This window comes from Burkholderia sp. PU8-34 (assembly GCF_053427725.1).
The window spans coordinates 53,895-71,065 of record NZ_JBSAXC010000011.1; the positions used below are offsets into that span (position 1 = coordinate 53,895).

At 67.9% G+C, this 17,171-nt stretch carries 16 protein-coding genes; 7 read left to right on the forward strand and 9 right to left on the reverse strand.

Features of this window, described 5'->3' with window-relative positions; translation table 11 throughout:
* Positions 1-177: 177 nt before the first annotated feature.
* The 3 genes from ACV22Z_RS24105 to ACV22Z_RS24115 all read right to left on the reverse strand — a co-directional run bounded on the left by ACV22Z_RS24105 (position 178) and on the right by ACV22Z_RS24115 (position 3,975).
* Positions 178-1,170, reverse strand: coding sequence for an AraC family transcriptional regulator (locus ACV22Z_RS24105; protein WP_448078789.1), 993 nt, complete (start codon positions 1,168-1,170; stop codon positions 178-180).
* 466 nt (positions 1,171-1,636) lie between these two features.
* Entirely contained in the window at positions 1,637-3,007 is a 1,371-nt protein-coding gene (locus tag ACV22Z_RS24110; RefSeq protein WP_448078790.1) for an MFS transporter, read from the reverse strand.
* A gap of 101 nt (positions 3,008-3,108) precedes the next feature.
* Positions 3,109-3,975 (reverse strand): LysR family transcriptional regulator, encoded by an 867-nt coding sequence (locus ACV22Z_RS24115; RefSeq protein ID WP_448078791.1) that lies wholly within the window; start codon positions 3,973-3,975, stop codon positions 3,109-3,111.
* 262 nt (positions 3,976-4,237) lie between these two features.
* Between ACV22Z_RS24115 and ACV22Z_RS24120 the strand changes: the two genes are divergently transcribed.
* Complete coding sequence (locus ACV22Z_RS24120) at positions 4,238-5,236, forward strand: NAD(P)H-quinone oxidoreductase (protein ID WP_448078930.1); 999 nt, start codon at positions 4,238-4,240, stop codon at positions 5,234-5,236.
* Positions 5,237-5,376: 140 nt separating this feature from the next.
* On the opposite strand, the gene ACV22Z_RS24125 is transcribed toward ACV22Z_RS24120, so the two are convergent.
* Genes ACV22Z_RS24125 through ACV22Z_RS24135 form a run of 3 tightly spaced genes read right to left on the reverse strand, consistent with a single transcriptional unit; the run spans position 5,377 to position 7,544 of the window.
* Positions 5,377-5,811, reverse strand: coding sequence for a phosphatase (locus ACV22Z_RS24125; RefSeq protein WP_448078792.1), 435 nt, complete (start codon positions 5,809-5,811; stop codon positions 5,377-5,379).
* Between the two features lie 56 nt (positions 5,812-5,867).
* Entirely contained in the window at positions 5,868-6,149 is a 282-nt protein-coding gene (locus ACV22Z_RS24130; protein WP_448078793.1) for a hypothetical protein, read from the reverse strand.
* A gap of 36 nt (positions 6,150-6,185) precedes the next feature.
* Positions 6,186-7,544: an NAD(P)/FAD-dependent oxidoreductase gene (locus ACV22Z_RS24135; RefSeq protein ID WP_448078794.1), complete on the reverse strand. Its 1,359-nt coding sequence runs from the start codon at positions 7,542-7,544 to the stop codon at positions 6,186-6,188.
* Between the two features lie 99 nt (positions 7,545-7,643).
* On the opposite strand from ACV22Z_RS24135, the gene ACV22Z_RS24140 reads away from it, so the two are divergent.
* Positions 7,644-8,597 carry a LysR family transcriptional regulator gene (locus ACV22Z_RS24140; RefSeq protein ID WP_448078795.1) on the forward strand — a complete coding sequence of 318 codons (954 nt, stop codon included), beginning with the start codon at positions 7,644-7,646 and terminating at the stop codon, positions 8,595-8,597.
* A gap of 347 nt (positions 8,598-8,944) precedes the next feature.
* Here ACV22Z_RS24140 and ACV22Z_RS24145 read toward each other — a convergent pair whose 3' ends face one another.
* The gene (locus ACV22Z_RS24145; protein ID WP_448078796.1) at positions 8,945-10,180 is read right to left on the reverse strand and encodes an NADH:flavin oxidoreductase/NADH oxidase family protein; all 1,236 of its coding nucleotides are present in this window, start codon (positions 10,178-10,180) and stop codon (positions 8,945-8,947) included.
* A 68-nt stretch (positions 10,181-10,248) separates the two neighbouring features.
* Between ACV22Z_RS24145 and ACV22Z_RS24150 the strand changes: the two genes are divergently transcribed.
* Positions 10,249-10,722, forward strand: coding sequence for a MerR family transcriptional regulator (locus ACV22Z_RS24150; RefSeq protein ID WP_448078797.1), 474 nt, complete (start codon positions 10,249-10,251; stop codon positions 10,720-10,722).
* A 94-nt stretch (positions 10,723-10,816) separates the two neighbouring features.
* Here ACV22Z_RS24150 and ACV22Z_RS24155 read toward each other — a convergent pair whose 3' ends face one another.
* Positions 10,817-11,023 (reverse strand): hypothetical protein, encoded by a 207-nt coding sequence (locus ACV22Z_RS24155; RefSeq protein WP_448078798.1) that lies wholly within the window; start codon positions 11,021-11,023, stop codon positions 10,817-10,819.
* Between the two features lie 192 nt (positions 11,024-11,215).
* Here ACV22Z_RS24155 and ACV22Z_RS24160 point away from each other — a divergent pair, with 192 nt between their 5' ends.
* The 3 genes from ACV22Z_RS24160 to ACV22Z_RS24170 all read left to right on the forward strand — a co-directional run bounded on the left by ACV22Z_RS24160 (position 11,216) and on the right by ACV22Z_RS24170 (position 14,767).
* On the forward strand, positions 11,216-12,151 hold the full coding sequence (locus ACV22Z_RS24160) for a helix-turn-helix domain-containing protein (RefSeq protein WP_448078799.1): 936 nt from the start codon (positions 11,216-11,218) through the stop codon (positions 12,149-12,151).
* 227 nt (positions 12,152-12,378) lie between these two features.
* Positions 12,379-13,281, forward strand: a complete 903-nt coding sequence (locus ACV22Z_RS24165) for an NmrA family NAD(P)-binding protein (protein WP_448078800.1) — start codon at positions 12,379-12,381, stop codon at positions 13,279-13,281.
* A 337-nt stretch (positions 13,282-13,618) separates the two neighbouring features.
* Positions 13,619-14,767, forward strand: coding sequence for a porin (locus tag ACV22Z_RS24170; protein WP_448078801.1), 1,149 nt, complete (start codon positions 13,619-13,621; stop codon positions 14,765-14,767).
* A gap of 55 nt (positions 14,768-14,822) precedes the next feature.
* Here the strand turns inward: ACV22Z_RS24170 and ACV22Z_RS24175 are convergent, their stop codons facing one another.
* Entirely contained in the window at positions 14,823-16,022 is a 1,200-nt protein-coding gene (locus ACV22Z_RS24175) for a benzoate/H(+) symporter BenE family transporter (RefSeq protein ID WP_448078802.1), read from the reverse strand.
* A gap of 257 nt (positions 16,023-16,279) precedes the next feature.
* On the opposite strand from ACV22Z_RS24175, the gene ACV22Z_RS24180 reads away from it, so the two are divergent.
* Positions 16,280-17,164, forward strand: a complete 885-nt coding sequence (locus ACV22Z_RS24180; RefSeq protein ID WP_448078803.1) for a LysR family transcriptional regulator — start codon at positions 16,280-16,282, stop codon at positions 17,162-17,164.
* Positions 17,165-17,171: the final 7 nt, after the last annotated feature.

The following is a 17,171-nucleotide window of genomic DNA, read 5'->3' on the forward strand; positions in this document are numbered from 1 at the left end:
CGCGCGATCGCGGGGCGCATCGGCGGGCCCGGATCGTCATGCGGGAGGAGGGATCGCGCGCACCCGCCGCTCGCGCACCGCGGGCGTGCTCCATGACGTGACTCTACAAAGCGGAAAAAAAACGATCTTGACCGCCCGCGCCCAAAATGTTGGATGGCGGCGGCCTGTGCGCCGGCGCTAGGACGTGATGGCGTCGCGGTATTGAACCGGCGGGCAGCCCGTTTCGCGCCGGAACACGCGGCTGAAGTGCGCGGAATCGGAAAAGCCGACCATGAGCGCGATCTGGGTAACGGTCAGGCCGTTCTGCCGCCGGCTCGCGAGCAGGCGCTTCGCTTCGAGGATCCGGCGTTTCCGGATCAGGGCGGTGACGGTTTCCTGCTTGTCGGACAGAATCTTCTGAAGATAGCGCTCCGATACGCCGATCGCCTGTGCGACATCGGCCGGCTGCAGCGCCGCGTGGCTGAACGCCTCCTCGATGTAGCGCAACGCCCGCTGGCGATGTGCGCCGCGTACCGACGATTCGCTGCCGTCCGCGCCGGCCCCCGTCAGCGCCATCACCAGCAGGTCGAGCAGATGCTGCTCGATCCGGCCCTGTGCATCGGGCGACAGTGCATGCGCGTGCCTGACGTACGAGGCCGCGAAGTCGAGGAACAGCGGCGTACACGGCTGCGTGCCGGAGCAGGTTCGCGCGAGCCAGTCGTCGAGGCCAGGCAGCCGCTGGCGCAACGGGCGGCAAGGAATGCGCAGCGTCTGGACGACGTTCGGCCGGTAGGTGGCGAACAGGTAGGGCTCCGCGCCGTTGACGATCGAGAAGTCGCCGGGCAGCACCGGATTCTCGCGGCCCCGTTGCCGCACGTGAACGGGCTCCTGGCGCGGAATTTCGATGACGTAGAACTCCTGCGCGTCGGCGGCGCGCAGCGACTGACGCCGCTCGGCGATCATCGGGTCGCAACGCAGCGAGCACGCCCGGATGCCGCCGACGTCGACGCGCTCGATCTGGCCCGTGCGGAAGTCCGGCGCGACCCTGACGTCGAGCGGGAAATAGGCGGCCTGGAGCAGGTCCGACCATTCCCTGGCATCGCGGGTCGCGTGCTCCGACGTGGCCCGCTCGAAACGCAATGTCGCGGATGCGTCGTGCAGGCTCGAAGCGGGGGCAGGGCGGGGCGACATGCGGACGTACCTCGGCGAATTTCGCGGTTGCGCCGCGCGATGCGATGCAATCGGGGCAGGATGCAGATCTGCGCTGCGTCACGCACCGCGCAGCCGCGCTGCGGCGCTGCGGCGCTGCGGCGCTGCGGCGCTGCGGCGAATGTACCTCGCCGAAAGCGCGGACACAACGCGGGCCGCACCCGATCGCCTGCCGGCTCGCGTAGGGTGGCACGATCGCGCGGCCCAGCGCAGCCTAGCCCGGCCCGCCGCGATGCCGGTGCCGGTGCCGGTGCCGGTGCCGAAGCCGGTGCCGAAGCCGAAGCCGAAGCCGAAGCCGAAGCCGAAGCCGAAGCCGAAGCCGAAGCCGAAGCCGAAGCCGATGCCCGTGCCCGTGCCGATGCCGATGCCGATGCCGATGCCGATGCCGATGCCGGTGCCGATGCCGATGTCAGTGCCGACGCGCGCCGCATCTCGCCCGGCAACCGTATCAGGTCACCGGCGGCGCATGCCCGTGGTCGCCGATCCCCCGCATGTCGTCGTATTCCCGCGAAATGTCCTTGTTCGTGTAATCGCCGAGCATGGCTGCCGAGACCACGCTGAACACTGCGCACACCGCCACGTAGATCGCGATCGCGTAGCCCGTGCGGTAGTAGGCGAACAGCGCGGTCGCGATCAGCGGCGCAGGGCCGCCGGCGATCACCGACGCGAGCTGGTAGCCGAGCGACGCGCCGCTGTAGCGCAGGCGCCCCGTGAAGGATTCCGCGATCAGCGCGGCCTGCGGCCCGTACATCATCGAATGCGGCACCAGCGACAGCACGATCGCCACGAAGATCCACGCCGTGATCTTCGTATCGACCATCGCGAAGTAGACGAAGCCGAACAGGCCGGCGGCGATGGCACCGGTGACATACATCCGCCGTCGCCCGATCAGGTCGGACATGTGGCCGAACAGCGGGATCGTGAAGAATTCCACGACCGATGCAGCAAGCACCGCGGCGAGCAGCAGGTTGCGCGACGCGCCGAGTGCCGTGACGCCGTAGGTGAACACGAACGCGGTGTAGATGTAGAACGGCGCCTGTTCGGCCATGCGCGCGAACGCCGACAGCAGGATGTCCTTCGGCTGGCGGCGCAGCACTTCGAGCATTGGCGTCCGCTCGATTCGGTTCTCGGCGAGGAGCTTCGCGAAGATCGGCGTCTCGAGGATGTTCAGCCGGATGTACAGGCCGATCGCGACCAGCACGATGCTGAGGAGGAACGGCACGCGCCAGCCCCACGTGAGGAAACTGCTGCCGGCCAGCCAGCTGACGGCCAGCACGACGAGGTTCGCGAGGAACAGCCCGGCCGGCACGCCGAACTGCGGCCACGACGCGACGAAGCCGCGATGCGCGTTGGTGCGCGCCCACTCCATCGACATCAGCACCGAGCCGCCCCATTCGCCGCCGACGCCGACACCCTGGATGAAGCGCAGCACCGTGAGCGCGACCGCGCCCCAGATGCCGATCACCGCATAGGTCGGCACGAACGCGACGGCGAACGTCGCGAGCCCCATCAGCAGCAGCGTGACGATCAGCGTCGCCTTGCGTCCGATGCGATCGCCGTAGTGGCCGAAGATCGCGGCACCGACCGGCCGCGCGACGAAGCCGACCGCATAGATCAGGAACGCCTGCAGCGTTCCGACCAGCGGGTGAGATTGAGGGAAGTACAGCTTCGCAAAGACCAGGCCGGTCACGGTGCTGTAGAGAAAGAAGTCGTACCACTCGATCGTCGTGCCGACCGTGCTGGCGATGACGGCGCGCCGCAACTGGCGCCGCGCCTCCTCGTCGGAGAGGGGCGTTGCCCCGGGTTCCATGGCAGCCATTTGGATCCCCTCGAAAAGGGCGATAGATGTATGGACAATCATAGTCAATCTATCTTTCGACGGTTTCCGACCCGGGTTTCGGCCGCGGCGCCGCGCGGCGCTCAGCCGCCGAACGCGGACACGATTGCGTCGATCGTCACGCGGATGCGCGCGGTGTGGCGCAGGTCCTGGTGCGTGACGAGCCATATGTCATACGAAACGTCGCCCGAGCGATCGGGCCAGATCCGCACGAGCCCGTCGCGTTCGCCCATCGGTACCGGCAACTGGCCGATGCCGAGCCCCGCCTTGAGCGCCGCGCGCAGCGTCAGGTTCGCGTTCAGGCGCGCGACGATGCGGCCGTGCGTCAGCGGTTCGCCGACAAACGCGGGGGCGCGGGCCGCGGCGATGTGCGGCTGGTAGACGGCGAGATCGTGGCCGGCGAATTGCTCGCCCGGCACCGGCTCGCCACGCCGCCGCAGATAGTCGGGCGACGCGAACAGCCCGACTTCCCATTGCGCGAGACGGCGCGCGAGCAGATCGGGGTTCGCGGGCTTCACGGTGCGGATCGCGATGTCGGCGTCGCGCTTCGCGAGATTGAGGATCTGCGTTGATGTGTCGAGCATCACCGACACGTCCGGATGCTTCGCGTGCAGGTGCTCGATCGCGGGCATCACGAATTCGAGCGCGAGCGCGTCCGTCGTCGTGACCTTCACTTCACCGGCGAGCCGCTTGTCGACGCCTTGCGTATGGCGCACGAGATCGTGCGCGGACAGCTCCATCGCCTCGGCCGCGCGGATCGCGATCCGGCCGACGGGCGTCAGCTCGTAGCCCTTCGACGTGCGCAGGAACAGCGTCGCGCCGAGTGCATGCTCGAGCGCGGCTAGGCGGCGGCCGACCGTCGCCTGGTCGATGTCGAGCGCGCGTGCGGCGGCACGCAGGGTCTTTTCCCGATGGAGCGCGACGAAGATGCGCGCGTCGTCCCAGTTCATGTGGCCCTACCTTTGCAAGTGCTGTTTCGACAGTGCCTGACAGATGCATTCCGCTGGCAAGACCGTGAGTCAGGGGGCCTGCAGCATGATGCAAATTTGCATCATACGTTCGGCAAATCGCTGCGTGTCAAGCGCGGGTGGCATCCCTACACTTTTCCGTAACCGATGCGGCGCTCCGGCGAGTTGCCTGGAGTCGCAGCGCATCCGGCCTGTTGAAAAGGATCAAGCCGTGTCAAAGCTCACGCAAACCCTTCCCGCGGCGATGGCCGCAATCGAGATCGCACGGCCAGGCGGCCCCGACGTGCTCGTGCCGGCGACGCGGCCGGTTCCCGTGCCGGCCGCCGACGAGGTGCTGATCCGCGTGCACGCGGCCGGCGTGAACGGCCCCGATGTGCTGCAACGCAAGGGTGTCTACGATCCGCCCCCCGGCGCATCGGACATTCCGGGCCTCGAGGTCGCGGGCGAAGTCGTCGCACTCGGGCGCGACGTCACGCGGTTCGCGATCGGCGATCGCGTTTGCGCGCTGATCCCGGGCGGCGGCTACGCGGAATATGCGGCCGCGCACGAAAGCAATACGCTTGCGATTCCTGAAGGATTATCGATGATCGAAGCAGCCGCGATGCCCGAGACGTTCCTGACGGTGTGGCTGAACCTGTTCCAGCGCGGCAGATTTGCAGCGGGCGACAGCGTGCTGATCCACGGCGGCGCGTCCGGGATCGGCACCACGGCGACGATGCTCGCGAAGGCGTTCGGCGCAGCGAAGATCATCACGACGATCAGCTCCGACGCACAGCGCGACGCGAGCATCGCGCTCGGCGCGGACGTGGCGGTCAATTACCGGGGCGAGGATTTCGTCGACGCGGTGACGCGCGCGACGGACGGGCGCGGCGTCGACGTGATCGTCGATATCGTCGCCGGCGATTACGTCGCGCGCAATTACGCGGCCGCAGCGATGAACGGCCGCATCGTTCAGATCGGCGTAATCAATGGGCCGGCGAAGGACCTCGACCTGTTTCCGATGCTGGCGAAGCGCCTGATGCACATCGGCTCGACGCTGCGCTCGCGCACGCACGAGGAGAAGGCGCAGCTGATCGAGGATCTCGAACGGTCGGTGTGGCCGCACATCCGCAGCGGCGCGGTGAAGCCGCTGATCTTCCGGACCTTCGCGCTCGACGACGCGCGCGAAGCGCATGCGCTGATGGATTCAGGCGCGCACATCGGCAAGATCGTGCTGACGACGGACGCCGCGCGCGCGGCGTGACGTGCCCGCGGGGATGCGCGCATCGCAGGATGAGCGCTGCGTTGTCGATGGTCGGTACAGGTCGATGGGCGGGCCGAACGGTGGCCGATCGCGCACGCCGGTGCGCTTCCCCGCGCCGGCGTGAAGTGACGCGCGCTGCGTCAGCAGTGGCCCAGCGGCGCTGCGGAACGCGCGACGTCGGCGATCCGCACGCAGCGCGACATCCCGTAGTCTTCGGCCTCGCGGCGCTCGGGCTCGCTGCTCGCGACGGCCGCCGCGCATTCGCGCGGCACGCCGAGCGCATGCAGCGCAACGTCGAACGGGTGCTGGCTCGCGGCGATGGACGGCTGATGCGCGTCGGTGACGACAACCGAGAAGCGGTCGAGGTTCGCGAGCCCGAACTGGCCTTCGAACATCGCGCTGAGGCGCGACGCGGGCAAGGTCGTCACGAGGCCGAGGCGGTAGCCTTCGGCCGACGCACTGTCGAGCCACTCGATGATCGCGTCGCGCTGATGCCGCGATTCCCGCGAGTCCGGTGTCGCTTCGATCTGTTCAAACGCTGCGTCGAATCGTGTAACGATGGCTTCGATGACCACGATGGTGCTCCTCTGCAGAAACGTGACGATCCGTTCGCTGACGGGAATGCCACACCTTATCTTTTAAATGGAATACAGAACCAATTAATCTTTTTATCCGACACATAAGTTTGCGCTAATACGTTCGTTCGCATCCGTTCGTGCAGCGGCGCGAGCGCACGATTGCTGTGCGTGATTGGAACGCCGGGCAAGGATGCGCACCAAAATGGTGTTTCGTCGAGTGCAACGATCGCGTCGACCGTGTTCACGAAACGCTCGAAACGCTCGAAACGCTCGAAACGCTCGAAACGCTCGAAACGCTCGAAACGCTCGAAACGCTCGAAACGCGTATCGGACACCCGGTGCCCGATACGCGTTCCGTCGTCTCCCGATCGTCAATGCAGCTTGATCGAAGGCTGGTTGCGGCTTTGCAGCCAGTGGCTCAGCGACTGCAGCAGCGTGCGCTTCGCGCCGTACACGCTGAACAGGTGCTTGCGGTACAGGAACTTGTACAGCCCGATCGCGGCGAGCCCGTCGACGATCAGCGAACGCGAGCGCACGCCGAGTTCCGCCTGGAACACCGCGCCCGCCTGGCCGAGCGACACGACGGTGCCCGCATCGCGGAACGTGAAGCTGTCGACCGGCTTGCCGGCGAGGCGCCGCGCGAACGCGTGGCCGAGATACACGGCCTGCTGGTACGCAACCTGCGCCCGCGGCGGCAGCACACCGCGCGCGCCGGCCGACGGGCATGCCGCGCAATCGCCGAAGGCGAACACGTGCGGATCGTCCGGCGTCTGCAGCGTGCCGGTGACGATCACCTGGTTCGACGCATTCAGCGCGATGTCGCCGATCTGCCGCAGGAACGCGGGCCCCGCGACGCCCGCGGCCCAGATCGTGATGTCGCTCGCGAGACGCTCGCCGGTTGCGGTCACGACCGCGTCATGCGCGACTTCCGCGACGCGCGTGCCGGTCAGCACGTCGACGTGCAGTTCCCCAAGCTGGTCCTGCATGCGCGCGGACAGACGCTCGTCGAGCACCGGCAGCACGCGCGGGCCGCCCTCGATCAGCCGGATGCGCACGTCGCGGTCCGGCGCCAGCGCCTTGAACCGGTACGTCGTCAGCTGGTTGCTCGCGTGCCTGAGCGCCGCCGCGAGCTCCACGCCGGTCGCGCCGGCGCCGATCACGTTGATGCAGACCGGCTGCCGGCGCTGCGCGGGATGCTGTTCTGCGAAGTGGTTGGCCTTCGTGCACGCGGCGAGGAACTTGCGACGGAAATCTTCGGCCTGCTCGACGTTTTCGAGCGGCAGCGCGTGGCGCGCCGCGCCCGGCACATTGAAGAAGTTCGTCACGCTGCCGACCGCCAGCACGAGGTCGTCGTAGTGCACGTCGCGCTGCGGCAGGATTTCCGCGCCGTCCGCGTCGAGTACGGCAGCGATCGTCGCGGTGTGCCGCGTGCGGTCGACGCGCTGCAGCTCGCCCTGCACGAACCGGAAGCCGTGGCGCTTGGCCTGCGCCGCGTATTCGATCGTGTGCGATGCCGGGTCGCGATGGCCGGACGCGGCTTCGTGCAGCAACGGCTTCCAGAAGTGCGTCGGCGAACGATCGACCAGCACGATCTCCGCCAGGCCGCGTCGCCCGACGGTGTCGCCGAGGCGCGTCGCCAGTTGCAGGCCGCCGGCGCCACCGCCGACGATCACGATGCACGGCACGCGCGTCGCGCGATCCGTGGCAGGGGTGAGCTGGTTATCGATCATGCTTGTTCTCCAGGCTGTTTGCGGCAGATGACAGATTTCGAGATACGACGATATAGTTTCGATTCCGCTAAAACAATTTAATGTTTATAGGCGACTCATATGTATTCACTAATAGGTAAGACGGCGACGTTCCGGCAGCTGAAGGCGCTGGACATGATCGCGCGGCTCGGCAGCGTGTCGCGGGCGGCGGAGGAGCTGAACCTGACGCAGCCGGCCGTGTCGCTGCAGATCCGCCTGCTCGAGGAGGCCGTCGGCGCCGCGTTGCTGCAGCGGGTGGGGCGCGGCGTGCAGCTCACGGCGGGCGGCGAGATCGTCGCCCGCTATGCGCGCGAGATCCTGCATCTGTGGAGCGAGGCGGGCGACGAAGTGGCGGCGCTGACGGGCGATCTCGGCGGCACGTTGCGGATCGGCGCGATCACGACGGCCGAGTATCTGATTCCGCCGCTGCTCGTCAAATTCACGGCGACGCGCCCGCATGTGAAGACGTACTTCAAGGTTGGCAACCGCGACGACATCATCCGGATGCTCGCGACGCATGAAATCGATCTCGCGGTGATGGGCAGCGCGCCGAAGGAGCTGCGCACGCATGCGGTCGAGTTCGCGAAGCATCCGATGGTGTTCGTCGCGGCACCTGGCCATCCGCTGACGCAGCGCAAGCGCGTCGCGCTGAAGGATCTCGAATCCGCGCACCTGCTGGTGCGCGAGCGCGGCGCCGGCACGCGCTCGACCGTCGAGAGCCTGTTCAAGTCATCGGGATACCGGTTTCATGTGGGTTCCGAACTGTCGAGCAACGAGGCGATCAAGCAGATGGCCGAGGCCGGCCTCGGCGTCGCGTTCCTGTCGCTGCATGCGTGTGCGCTCGAACTGCGGATGGGGCTGCTGGAACAGGTGCCGTTTCCCGGCAACCCGATCGAACGGGAGTGGTACGTGGTGACGCTCGCCGACCGGCGGATCTCGCAAGTAACCGCGCTGTTCCGCGATTTCCTCATCAAGCAGGGCGCCCCGGTGATCGACGGCGCGAGCGCTGCGGCGCATGAGCGGCGGCGCAAGTGATGCGGCGGCCCGGCGCCGATCCGGATCGGCGTCAGCACGAGCCACTGGCAGGTCGGCCTGCGAGATCCGCGTGAGCGTGCGGTCTCGTTGGCCGGCGTGGCCTGCATAGCGAGATCGCCGGAAACCGCGGGTGTCCTGCACCGTGAGTACCGCGCTTCGCGCGGCCGCGACACGGGCGCTGATGACGCGCGCCGGTCAGCGCGTCCGCCCGATCGCGTCGAGGCAGTCTGCGAGCAGGTCGGATCCGGTTCCGCGTCGTGCGGTCGGCGGGGCTGCCAGGCAGTCGCGTTTCGACCGCTTCCGACATCGAGCGCCGTCTGCGTCAGCTTGATGGAACCGGCTCCGCGTCACGCGCTCGCCGGGCTCCACTGCCGATACCGCCGCGTCAGCTTGCGCATGCGAAGCTGGTCGAGCACCAGCGTCAGCACCGGCGAGTAGTGGCGCGCGGGGCGGCGGCCCGCCGCGATCGCGCGCAGGCGGCGCTTGATGAGCGCCATCGTCGCCAGTCCGGCCATCCCCTTGTCGCGCCACTGGACGTGGACGCCGGGTGCATCGACCGCCTGGCCGTCGCGCCAGCGATTCGGCAGGTCCGGGATGCATGCGAGCGCGGTCGCCATGCCGACCACCGCGACGCCTTCGGCGACCACTTTTTCGGCGACCGACTGCCGCCGGATGCCGCCTGTCGTCATCACCGGCATCGTGGCGATCGCGGCGATGTCCCGCGCGAACGTCAGGAAATACGCTTCGCGCGCGAGCGTGCGGCCGTCCGCGGTGCGGCCCTGCATCGCCGGGCTCTCGTAGCTGCCGCCGGACAGTTCGACGAGATCGACGGCTTCATCGTTGAGCCACAGCACGATCTGCTTCGCGTCGTCCTCGGAAAACCCGCCACGCTGGAAGTCCGCGGAATTGAGCTTGACGCCGACGCTGAATTTGGCGCCGACGCGCTCGCGTACCGCGCGCACGACCGACAGCAGCAGCCGCGACCGGTTCTCCAGCGAGCCACCCCACGCGTCCTGACGGCGGTTGGTCAGCGGCGACAGGAACTGCGAGAGCAGGTAGCCGTGCGCCGCGTGAATCTGCACGCCGTCGAAACCGGCCGCCTTCGCCGCCGCAGCCGTGTCGGCAAAGCGCCTGATCACCTCGCGGATTTCGGCTTCCGTCATCTCGCGCGGCGCCGCGAACAGCTTGCTGTGCTTGCCGAGATCGAGCGGCACGGCGGAGGGCGCCCAGCCGTCGCGGCCCATCGCGGCCATCACCTGCCGTCCGGGATGGTTGATCTGCATCCAGACGCGCGCGCCGTGGCGGCGCGCGGTGTCCGCCCACGCACGGAACGGCTCGAGCGGCGTATTCCGCTCCAGCACGACGCCGCCCGGGCCCGTCAGCGCGCGGCCGTCGATCATCACGTTCCCGGTGATCAGCAGGCCGGCGCCGCCCGCGCCCCAAGCGGCATACAGGCGCCGCAACGCTTCGCCGGGCAATTGGCCGGGGGCGGCCAGGTTTTCTTCCATCGCGGCCTTCGCGATGCGGTTGGGCAGGGTGCCGCCGTTGGGCAGCTTGAGCGGGGTGAATAGCGGCGTTGTCATCGCAAGACCTGTTCGGTGCACGGGATGGGCCTATACTAAGTTTCAAGTCGACTTGAAGGTCAAGCACCATGAAAATCGGAGAACTGGCCGCCCGGACCGGCATGACCACGTCCGCGATCCGCTTTTACGAACAAAGCGGGCTGTTGCCGCCGGCCGGCCGGGGGCAGAACGGCTACCGGATCTATGACGAGGAGGCGGTCGAGCGGCTGCAGATGATCCTGCTCGCGCAGCGGCTCGGGTTTTCGCTCGACGAGATGCGCGCCGTTGCCGAGGAAATGAGCGCCTTCTCGAAGGAGGGCCTGCTGGCGCGTCTCGACGAGCGGCTGCGCGAGATCGACGAACTGCGCGCGAAGCTCGACGCACAGCGCGCGGAACTGCAGGGGATCCGCGCGACGCTCGAAGCCGAATGGGCGGCGGGGCGGTGCCTCAAGATGGAGCGGTTCGACGCGCCGGCTGCGGCGGCCGTGACGCAGCGCCGCGCGCGGCGCGTGGCGCCGGCGCATGAGTTTGCGGGACGCAAGAAATCGGCGGGCGGCCTCTAACCGTTCGCTGCACGAGGCCGGGCGCCAGACCGTCGTTGGCGTGAACGGGTTGTGACGGCGGGCAGCGGCTGGCGCGTCGCTCGGCTTCCGTCGGTCAGACGATCCCGAAGTCGTCATTGCTGTCGGGAATCGACGCGAGCAACCGCTCGACGCGATGCCAGCCGAAGAGGTCGAGCATTAGCGTGACGAGCGCGGCAAAGAGGGTGCCGGCGCTGCGGGAACCGGCTTTCGTTCGAGAGCGCGACGACACGGATGGCGGCGGCGTATCGAACACCGTGCGCCGCGAACAGCAATGGAGCATGGCAATCTCCGATGGAGGCGGGATGCGCCGATCCTAACGGCCGGTGCGCGTGCCTGCGCGCACGCAAGGATCGCCGCGAACAGAAACGGATGATCCTTTTCGCATGGCCGGCCGCGGCCCGTCCGGCGACGAGCGTGCGCGCCGGAATGGCGGCACAATGCGCATTCGATTCGCGACTTGAGAGAGGATGCGATGAACGATGCGACTCTGGCCGCGCGCCCGGAGATTGCCGTTCCGGTCAGCCTGCGCTCCAGCGCAAAGCTCGGCTGGCAAGGCTTCAGCGCGGCGCTGCTCGGCATTCGGGCGGGCACCTACCGGATCCCGGCGGCCGACGATCACCGGGTCGGCGTGCATGTCGGCGCGCCGACCCGCGCGGACTGCGTGTGCGACGGCCAGCGCTACACGCGCATCCAGGCGCACGGCGACGCCGATGTGATCCCGGCTGGCATGCCGGGCCGATGGACCGACGAATCCGACTGCCGGATCCTGCGCATTACGTTCAGCGACGCGTTCGCGCGCGCGACGTTCGACCAGCTCGAACTGAAGCCGTCGCAGGCGCAGATCCACCGGCGCATGCAGGTTCGCGACCCGCGCCTGCAGCACATCGCGTGGGCACTGGCCGCCGAACTGGAAGCGGACGACGCATCGGATCCGCTGTACGCGGAAAGCCTGTGCACCGCGCTGATCGTGCGGCTCGTCGACGCCGCGCCGTCATTCCGCGGCCGGCGGCACGCGCTCGCGCCGAAGACGGCAGCCCGCGTGATCGACTACATCGAGAACCATCTCGACCAGCGTCTGACGCTGTCGGAACTCGCCGCGCTCGCGGCGATCAGCGTGCCGCATTTCAAGGTGCTGTTTCGCGAAACGCTCGGCATGCCCGTGCATCAGTACATCGTGCAGCGCCGCGTCGAGCGCGCGAAGGCGCTGCTGCTCGAGGGCCGGCTCAGCATCAGCCAGGTCGCGCTGGAAGCGGGGTTCGCGCACGCGAGCCACATGGCGAACTGGATGAACCGCATGCTCGGCGCGACGCCGGGCGAAATCGCGCGGTCGGCCGCGCAGTCGGCCGCTCATGCGGCGCATGCGGCGTCGATTATGGCTGACGATGACCGGCGCGTTCCGGTTGCCTGAATAGCGCGTTTTTGAGGCGGCCTGCCGGAACGGCCGATCGCGACGCGTCACCTGTATCACGCAGGATCTCGCGCGGGGCGTCACGCGACATGCATGCGCACCGCATCCGTCCCGCAGCGATGCTGTTGATCGCGTCATCCTCGCCTGCTCGTTTCATCCGGGCGTGCGCGCCACGCCGCTGTCGTGTGCCGATAATCACCCTCACATCGATCCAACGGGAGCCCATCGTGTTCGTGATCTTCGGTGCATCCGGCAACGTCGGCCAGGCCACCGCCGCCGCGTTGCGCAACGCAGGCCATCCCGTGCGCGCGGTCTTGCGCGACGCGCGTCATCGCGAACGGCTCGAACACCTCGGCTGCGACGTCGTGCTCGCCGACCTGACCGACGCGCGTTCGGTCGCGGCGGCGATCGACGGCGCGCACGCCGTGCAGATGCTGTGCCCGGTGCCCGTCGCCGATGCGGATCCCGCGACGACGATGCGGCGCATGATCGACGCAGCGGCCACGGCGCTGGCGGAGAATCCGCCGCCCGTGCTGCTGGCTCTGTCGGATTACGGCGCGGAGCTAGCGTCGAACACAGGGATCACGCGCCTCTTTCACGATCTCGAAGAACGGTTCAAGCCGATCGCCACGCGGCTCACGCTGCTGCGCTCGGCCGAGCACCTGCAGAACTGGGCGAGGATGCTGCCGGCCGCGCTCGCAACCGGCATGTTGCCGAGCCTCCATCATCCGGTCGGCAAGCTGTTTCCGGCGGTCTCGGCGCCGGACGTCGGCGGCGTGGCTGCGGAACTGCTGCTCGATGACGCGCACGCAGGCGGGCAGCGTGTCGTCAGCGTCGAAGGGCCGCGTCGCGTCAGCGTGGCCGACATCGCCGCCGCGCTCGGCGAAGCGGCCGGCCGCACGATCGTCGCGCGCGAACTGCCGCGCGACGCATGGACCCCGACTCTGCTGCGCGCCGGTCTCAGCGAGCTGCACGCGCGCCTGATCACCGATCTCTACGACGCGCACAACGCCGGCCATATTGACGTCGATGCGGGAGCGACCGAGCGGCGTTTCGGCACGACCGAGCCGGCGGACGCGCTGGCGGCGCTGGTGGAGAAGGTGCAGCGGGCGATGCGGCGAGAACCGTGACGCGTCGGTGCGCGCCGCTTCGCAGGCGTCGTCGACCGATGCGGACACGACACGGCACGGCACGCACGGCACGCACGGCACGCACGACACGACACGACACGACACGACACGGCACGACACGACACGACACGACACGACACGACACGACACGACACGACACGACACGACCAGGTCCTGCACCGCCGCGCCACTCTTGCTGAATCTGGAATGGACCAATCCAGATCGGGCAATATGTGCCAGAAAAATGACCGACTATGCTCCCGACCGCAGTCTCGATCGTCCGGCCGAAAGGCCGTCGAGCTGCGCGACAAATCAATCGTTCGGGGAGGCAAGTCATATGAAGAAGGTCGTCATTTCCAGTGGCATCGGCGCGTTGTTCGCCATCGCGGCATCGTCCGCATTCGCACAGAGTTCCGTGACGCTGTACGGGCTCGTCGATACGGCGATCCGCTATCAGACAAACGCCGGCCCGGACGGCAAGGACTTGATCGGCATGACGGTCGGTCCGGAAACCCACAGCCGCTGGGGCCTGCGCGGCAGCGAAGATCTGGGCGGCGGCCTGTCGGCGATCTTCCGCCTCGAGAACGGCTTCGAGCTCGGCGACGGGAAACTGCATGTGGCGAACACGCTGTTCAGCCGGCAGTCGTATGTCGGCCTGTCGAGCAACCAGTACGGCACGCTGACGTTCGGCAACCAGTACGCACCGCTGTACGACACGATGGGCGACATCTTCGACCCGATGACGGTCGGCGACTACTGGCAGGACAGCTGGATGTACAACGGCATCGGCAATTTCCTGACCGTGCCGAACTCGGTCAAGTACCAGTTCTCGTACAACGGCCTGAGCATCGACGCGATCTACGGTTTCGGCAACCATGCCGGCGCGATGGGCCTCGACAGCACGTATGGCGTGGAAGTGACGTATGCGCACGGCCCCGCATCGATCAACGCGGGCTTCACGCAGACCTCGGTGTCGTCGCTGAACGGCAGCGCGGTCAACGGCGCGAAGATCAACTTCCTGCACGTGAGCGGCGCATATCAGGTCACGCAGTCCGTCCGTCTGCTCGCCGGCTGGCTGCACGGCCAGGACAAGACGGGCACGACGGATTTCAACATGCAGCAGGCCGGTGCGCCGACGCTCGGCGGCAGCAGCCCGAACCGCATCGACGACACGCTCTATGTGGGCGCGAACTGGCAGGCCACGGCCCCGCTGCTGATCACGGTGGCCGGCTATTACGGTCATGCGCGCAATGCGGAACGCCTCGACGGCACGCTCGGCTCGGGCATCAACTACTCCGCGACGGTGCTTGCCGAGTATTCGCTTTCGAAGCACACGGAAGTGTATGGCACGGCGGATTTCGCGCGCGGCAACGGCGCATTTGCCGCCGACTACCCGGGCGTGACCAACCGCGCTACCGGCAACGTGGACAAGATCGGCCGCACCAACAACGTCGGCGTGGCGGTTGGCCTGCGGCAGATGTTCTAGTCCTCGACGGCGCGGGTGTCGATAGCGGTGCCGCCCGGTCGCCCGGGCCGCACGGCTACCGCTTGAACCTGCTCAGCGCCGCATACGACAGCGACCCGATCACGATCCCCCAGAACGCGGAGCCGAGCCCGAGCCACGTCATGCCCGATGCCGTCGCGAGAAACGTGATGACCGACGCTTCGCGATGCTGTTCGTCCTCGAAGATGCCGAGCACGTTCGAGCTGATCGCGCCGATCAGCGCGAGCCCCGCGAGGACGGCAACGAATTCCTTCGGCAGCGCGAGGAACACCGCGACGATCGTGCTCGCGAAGATCCCGCCGATCAGGTAGAACGCGCCGTTCGCGAGCCCGGCGATGTAGCGCTTGTCGGGATCCTCGTGCGAATCCTTGCCGGTGCAGATCGCCGCGGTGATCGCCGCGATCACGATCGTGATCCCGCCGAAGCACGCGACGACGAGCGACATCACGCTCGTCGCCGTGATGATCGGGCGCGCCGGCGTGTGATAGCCGGACACGCGCAGGATCGTCATCCCGGGCAGGAACTGCCCGGTCAGGCTGACGACGACGAGCGGCAGCGCGAGGCTCAGCGTGGTGCCAAGCGTCCATTCGGGCCGGATGAACACCGGCTGCGCGACGTGCACGGCCACGTCGCCGAGATGCGTCATCCCGAGCAGGCCGGCGAGCGCCGCACCCGTCAGCAGCACGAGCACGATGCTGTAGCGCGGCACCAGACGCTTGAACAGCACGTATGCGGCGATCATCCCGAACGCCAGCGCGGGCTTCGTCGTCGCCGCGGTGAATGCGTGCGTGCCGAACGGCAGCAGGATGCCGGCCATCATCCCGCACGCGATGCCGCGCGGAATGTGGCGCACGAGCTTGTCGAAGTAGCCGCTCACGCCAATCAGCAGGATGATCAGCGCCGCGGTGATGTACGCGCCGACCGCCTGGTTGAGCGTCAACTGCGGAAAAAGTCCGACGAGCAGCGCGGTGCCGGGCGCCGACCATGCGGTCACGACGGGCACCTTCAGCTTCCAGCTCGCGTAGAACCCCGATACCGCCGCGCCGATCGAAATCGCCCACACCCACGACGTGACCATCGCGTTCGATGCATGCGCGGCCTGCGCGGCCTGGAAGAAGATCGCGAGCGGGCCCGCGTACGAGATCAGCACGGCGAGGAAGCCGGCGGTGACGGTCGATACGGACCAGTCGCTGAGGAGCGCGCGCGGCGCGCTCGCCTGGGGAGTCAGTTCAGTCATCGTCGGGAAAACGGATGCAATGCGGGGTGCAACGCGGGACACAATGCGAGGTGCAACGCGCGGGGCCGGATCCGGCGCCTGGGACACACGGGCCGCGGCCGGCTGGCGTGCCGGTGTTGCGCAGGTTTCGTTCCGGTTTCGAACCGGGTGTCGCGGGCAGTGGAGCGTGCCGACATTCTCGGGGCAGACGCCTGAATTGACAATTCGTCCATCGATATCAACACTGTTTATTTTTCATAAACAGTCCGGGTGACGAAATGGACCGACTGCTGGCCATGCGGCTGTTCACGTGCATCGTCGATTCGGGCAGCTTCACGCGCGCTGCGCAGCAGCTCGGGATGCAGCGCGCGTCGGCGACGCAGATCATGAAGCAGCTCGAGGCGCATCTCGGCGCGCGGCTCCTCGCGCGCACGACGCGGCACGTGAGCCCGACCCTCGACGGTGCCGCCTATTACCAGCGCTGCATCGACATCCTCGACGGGATCGACGAGGCCGAGGCGTCGTTCTCGCATGCGGCGCGGCATCCGCAGGGCACGCTGAAGGTCGACCTGTCGAGCTCGTTCGCGCGGCTCGTCGTGATTCCGGCGCTGCCCGGGTTCTTCGCGCGCTATCCGCAGGTCGCGCTCGACCTCAGCATCGGCGACCGGCGCGCCGATCTCGCACGCGAGAGCATCGATTGCGTGGTGAGGATCGGCGAGCTGACCGATTCGTCGCTGGTTGCGCGGCGGGTCGGCGTGCTTGCGCAGGTGACCTGCGCAAGCACCGCCTATCTGGCAGAACACGGCAAGCCGCGCAACCTCGCCGACCTCGCGCGGCACCGCGAAGTCGCGTACGTGTCGGCGTCGAGCGGCAAGCGCGTGCCGCTCGAGTTCAGCGCCGACGGCCGCACGGAAGCGCGCGAGCTGCCGGCGGCCGTGTCGGTCAACAACGGCGATGCATACGTGGCTGCCTGCGAGGCGGGGCTCGGGATCATCCAGGTGCCGCGGTATCACGTGGCAGCGCAACTGCGCAGCGGCACGCTGGCCGAGATCCTCACGCGGCATCGTCCGCCCGCGCTGCCGCTGTCGGTGCTGTATCCGCATCGCGGGCACCTGTCGCCGCGGCTCAGGGTGTTCATCGATTGGGTCGCGGAGTTGGTATAGGGGCGGC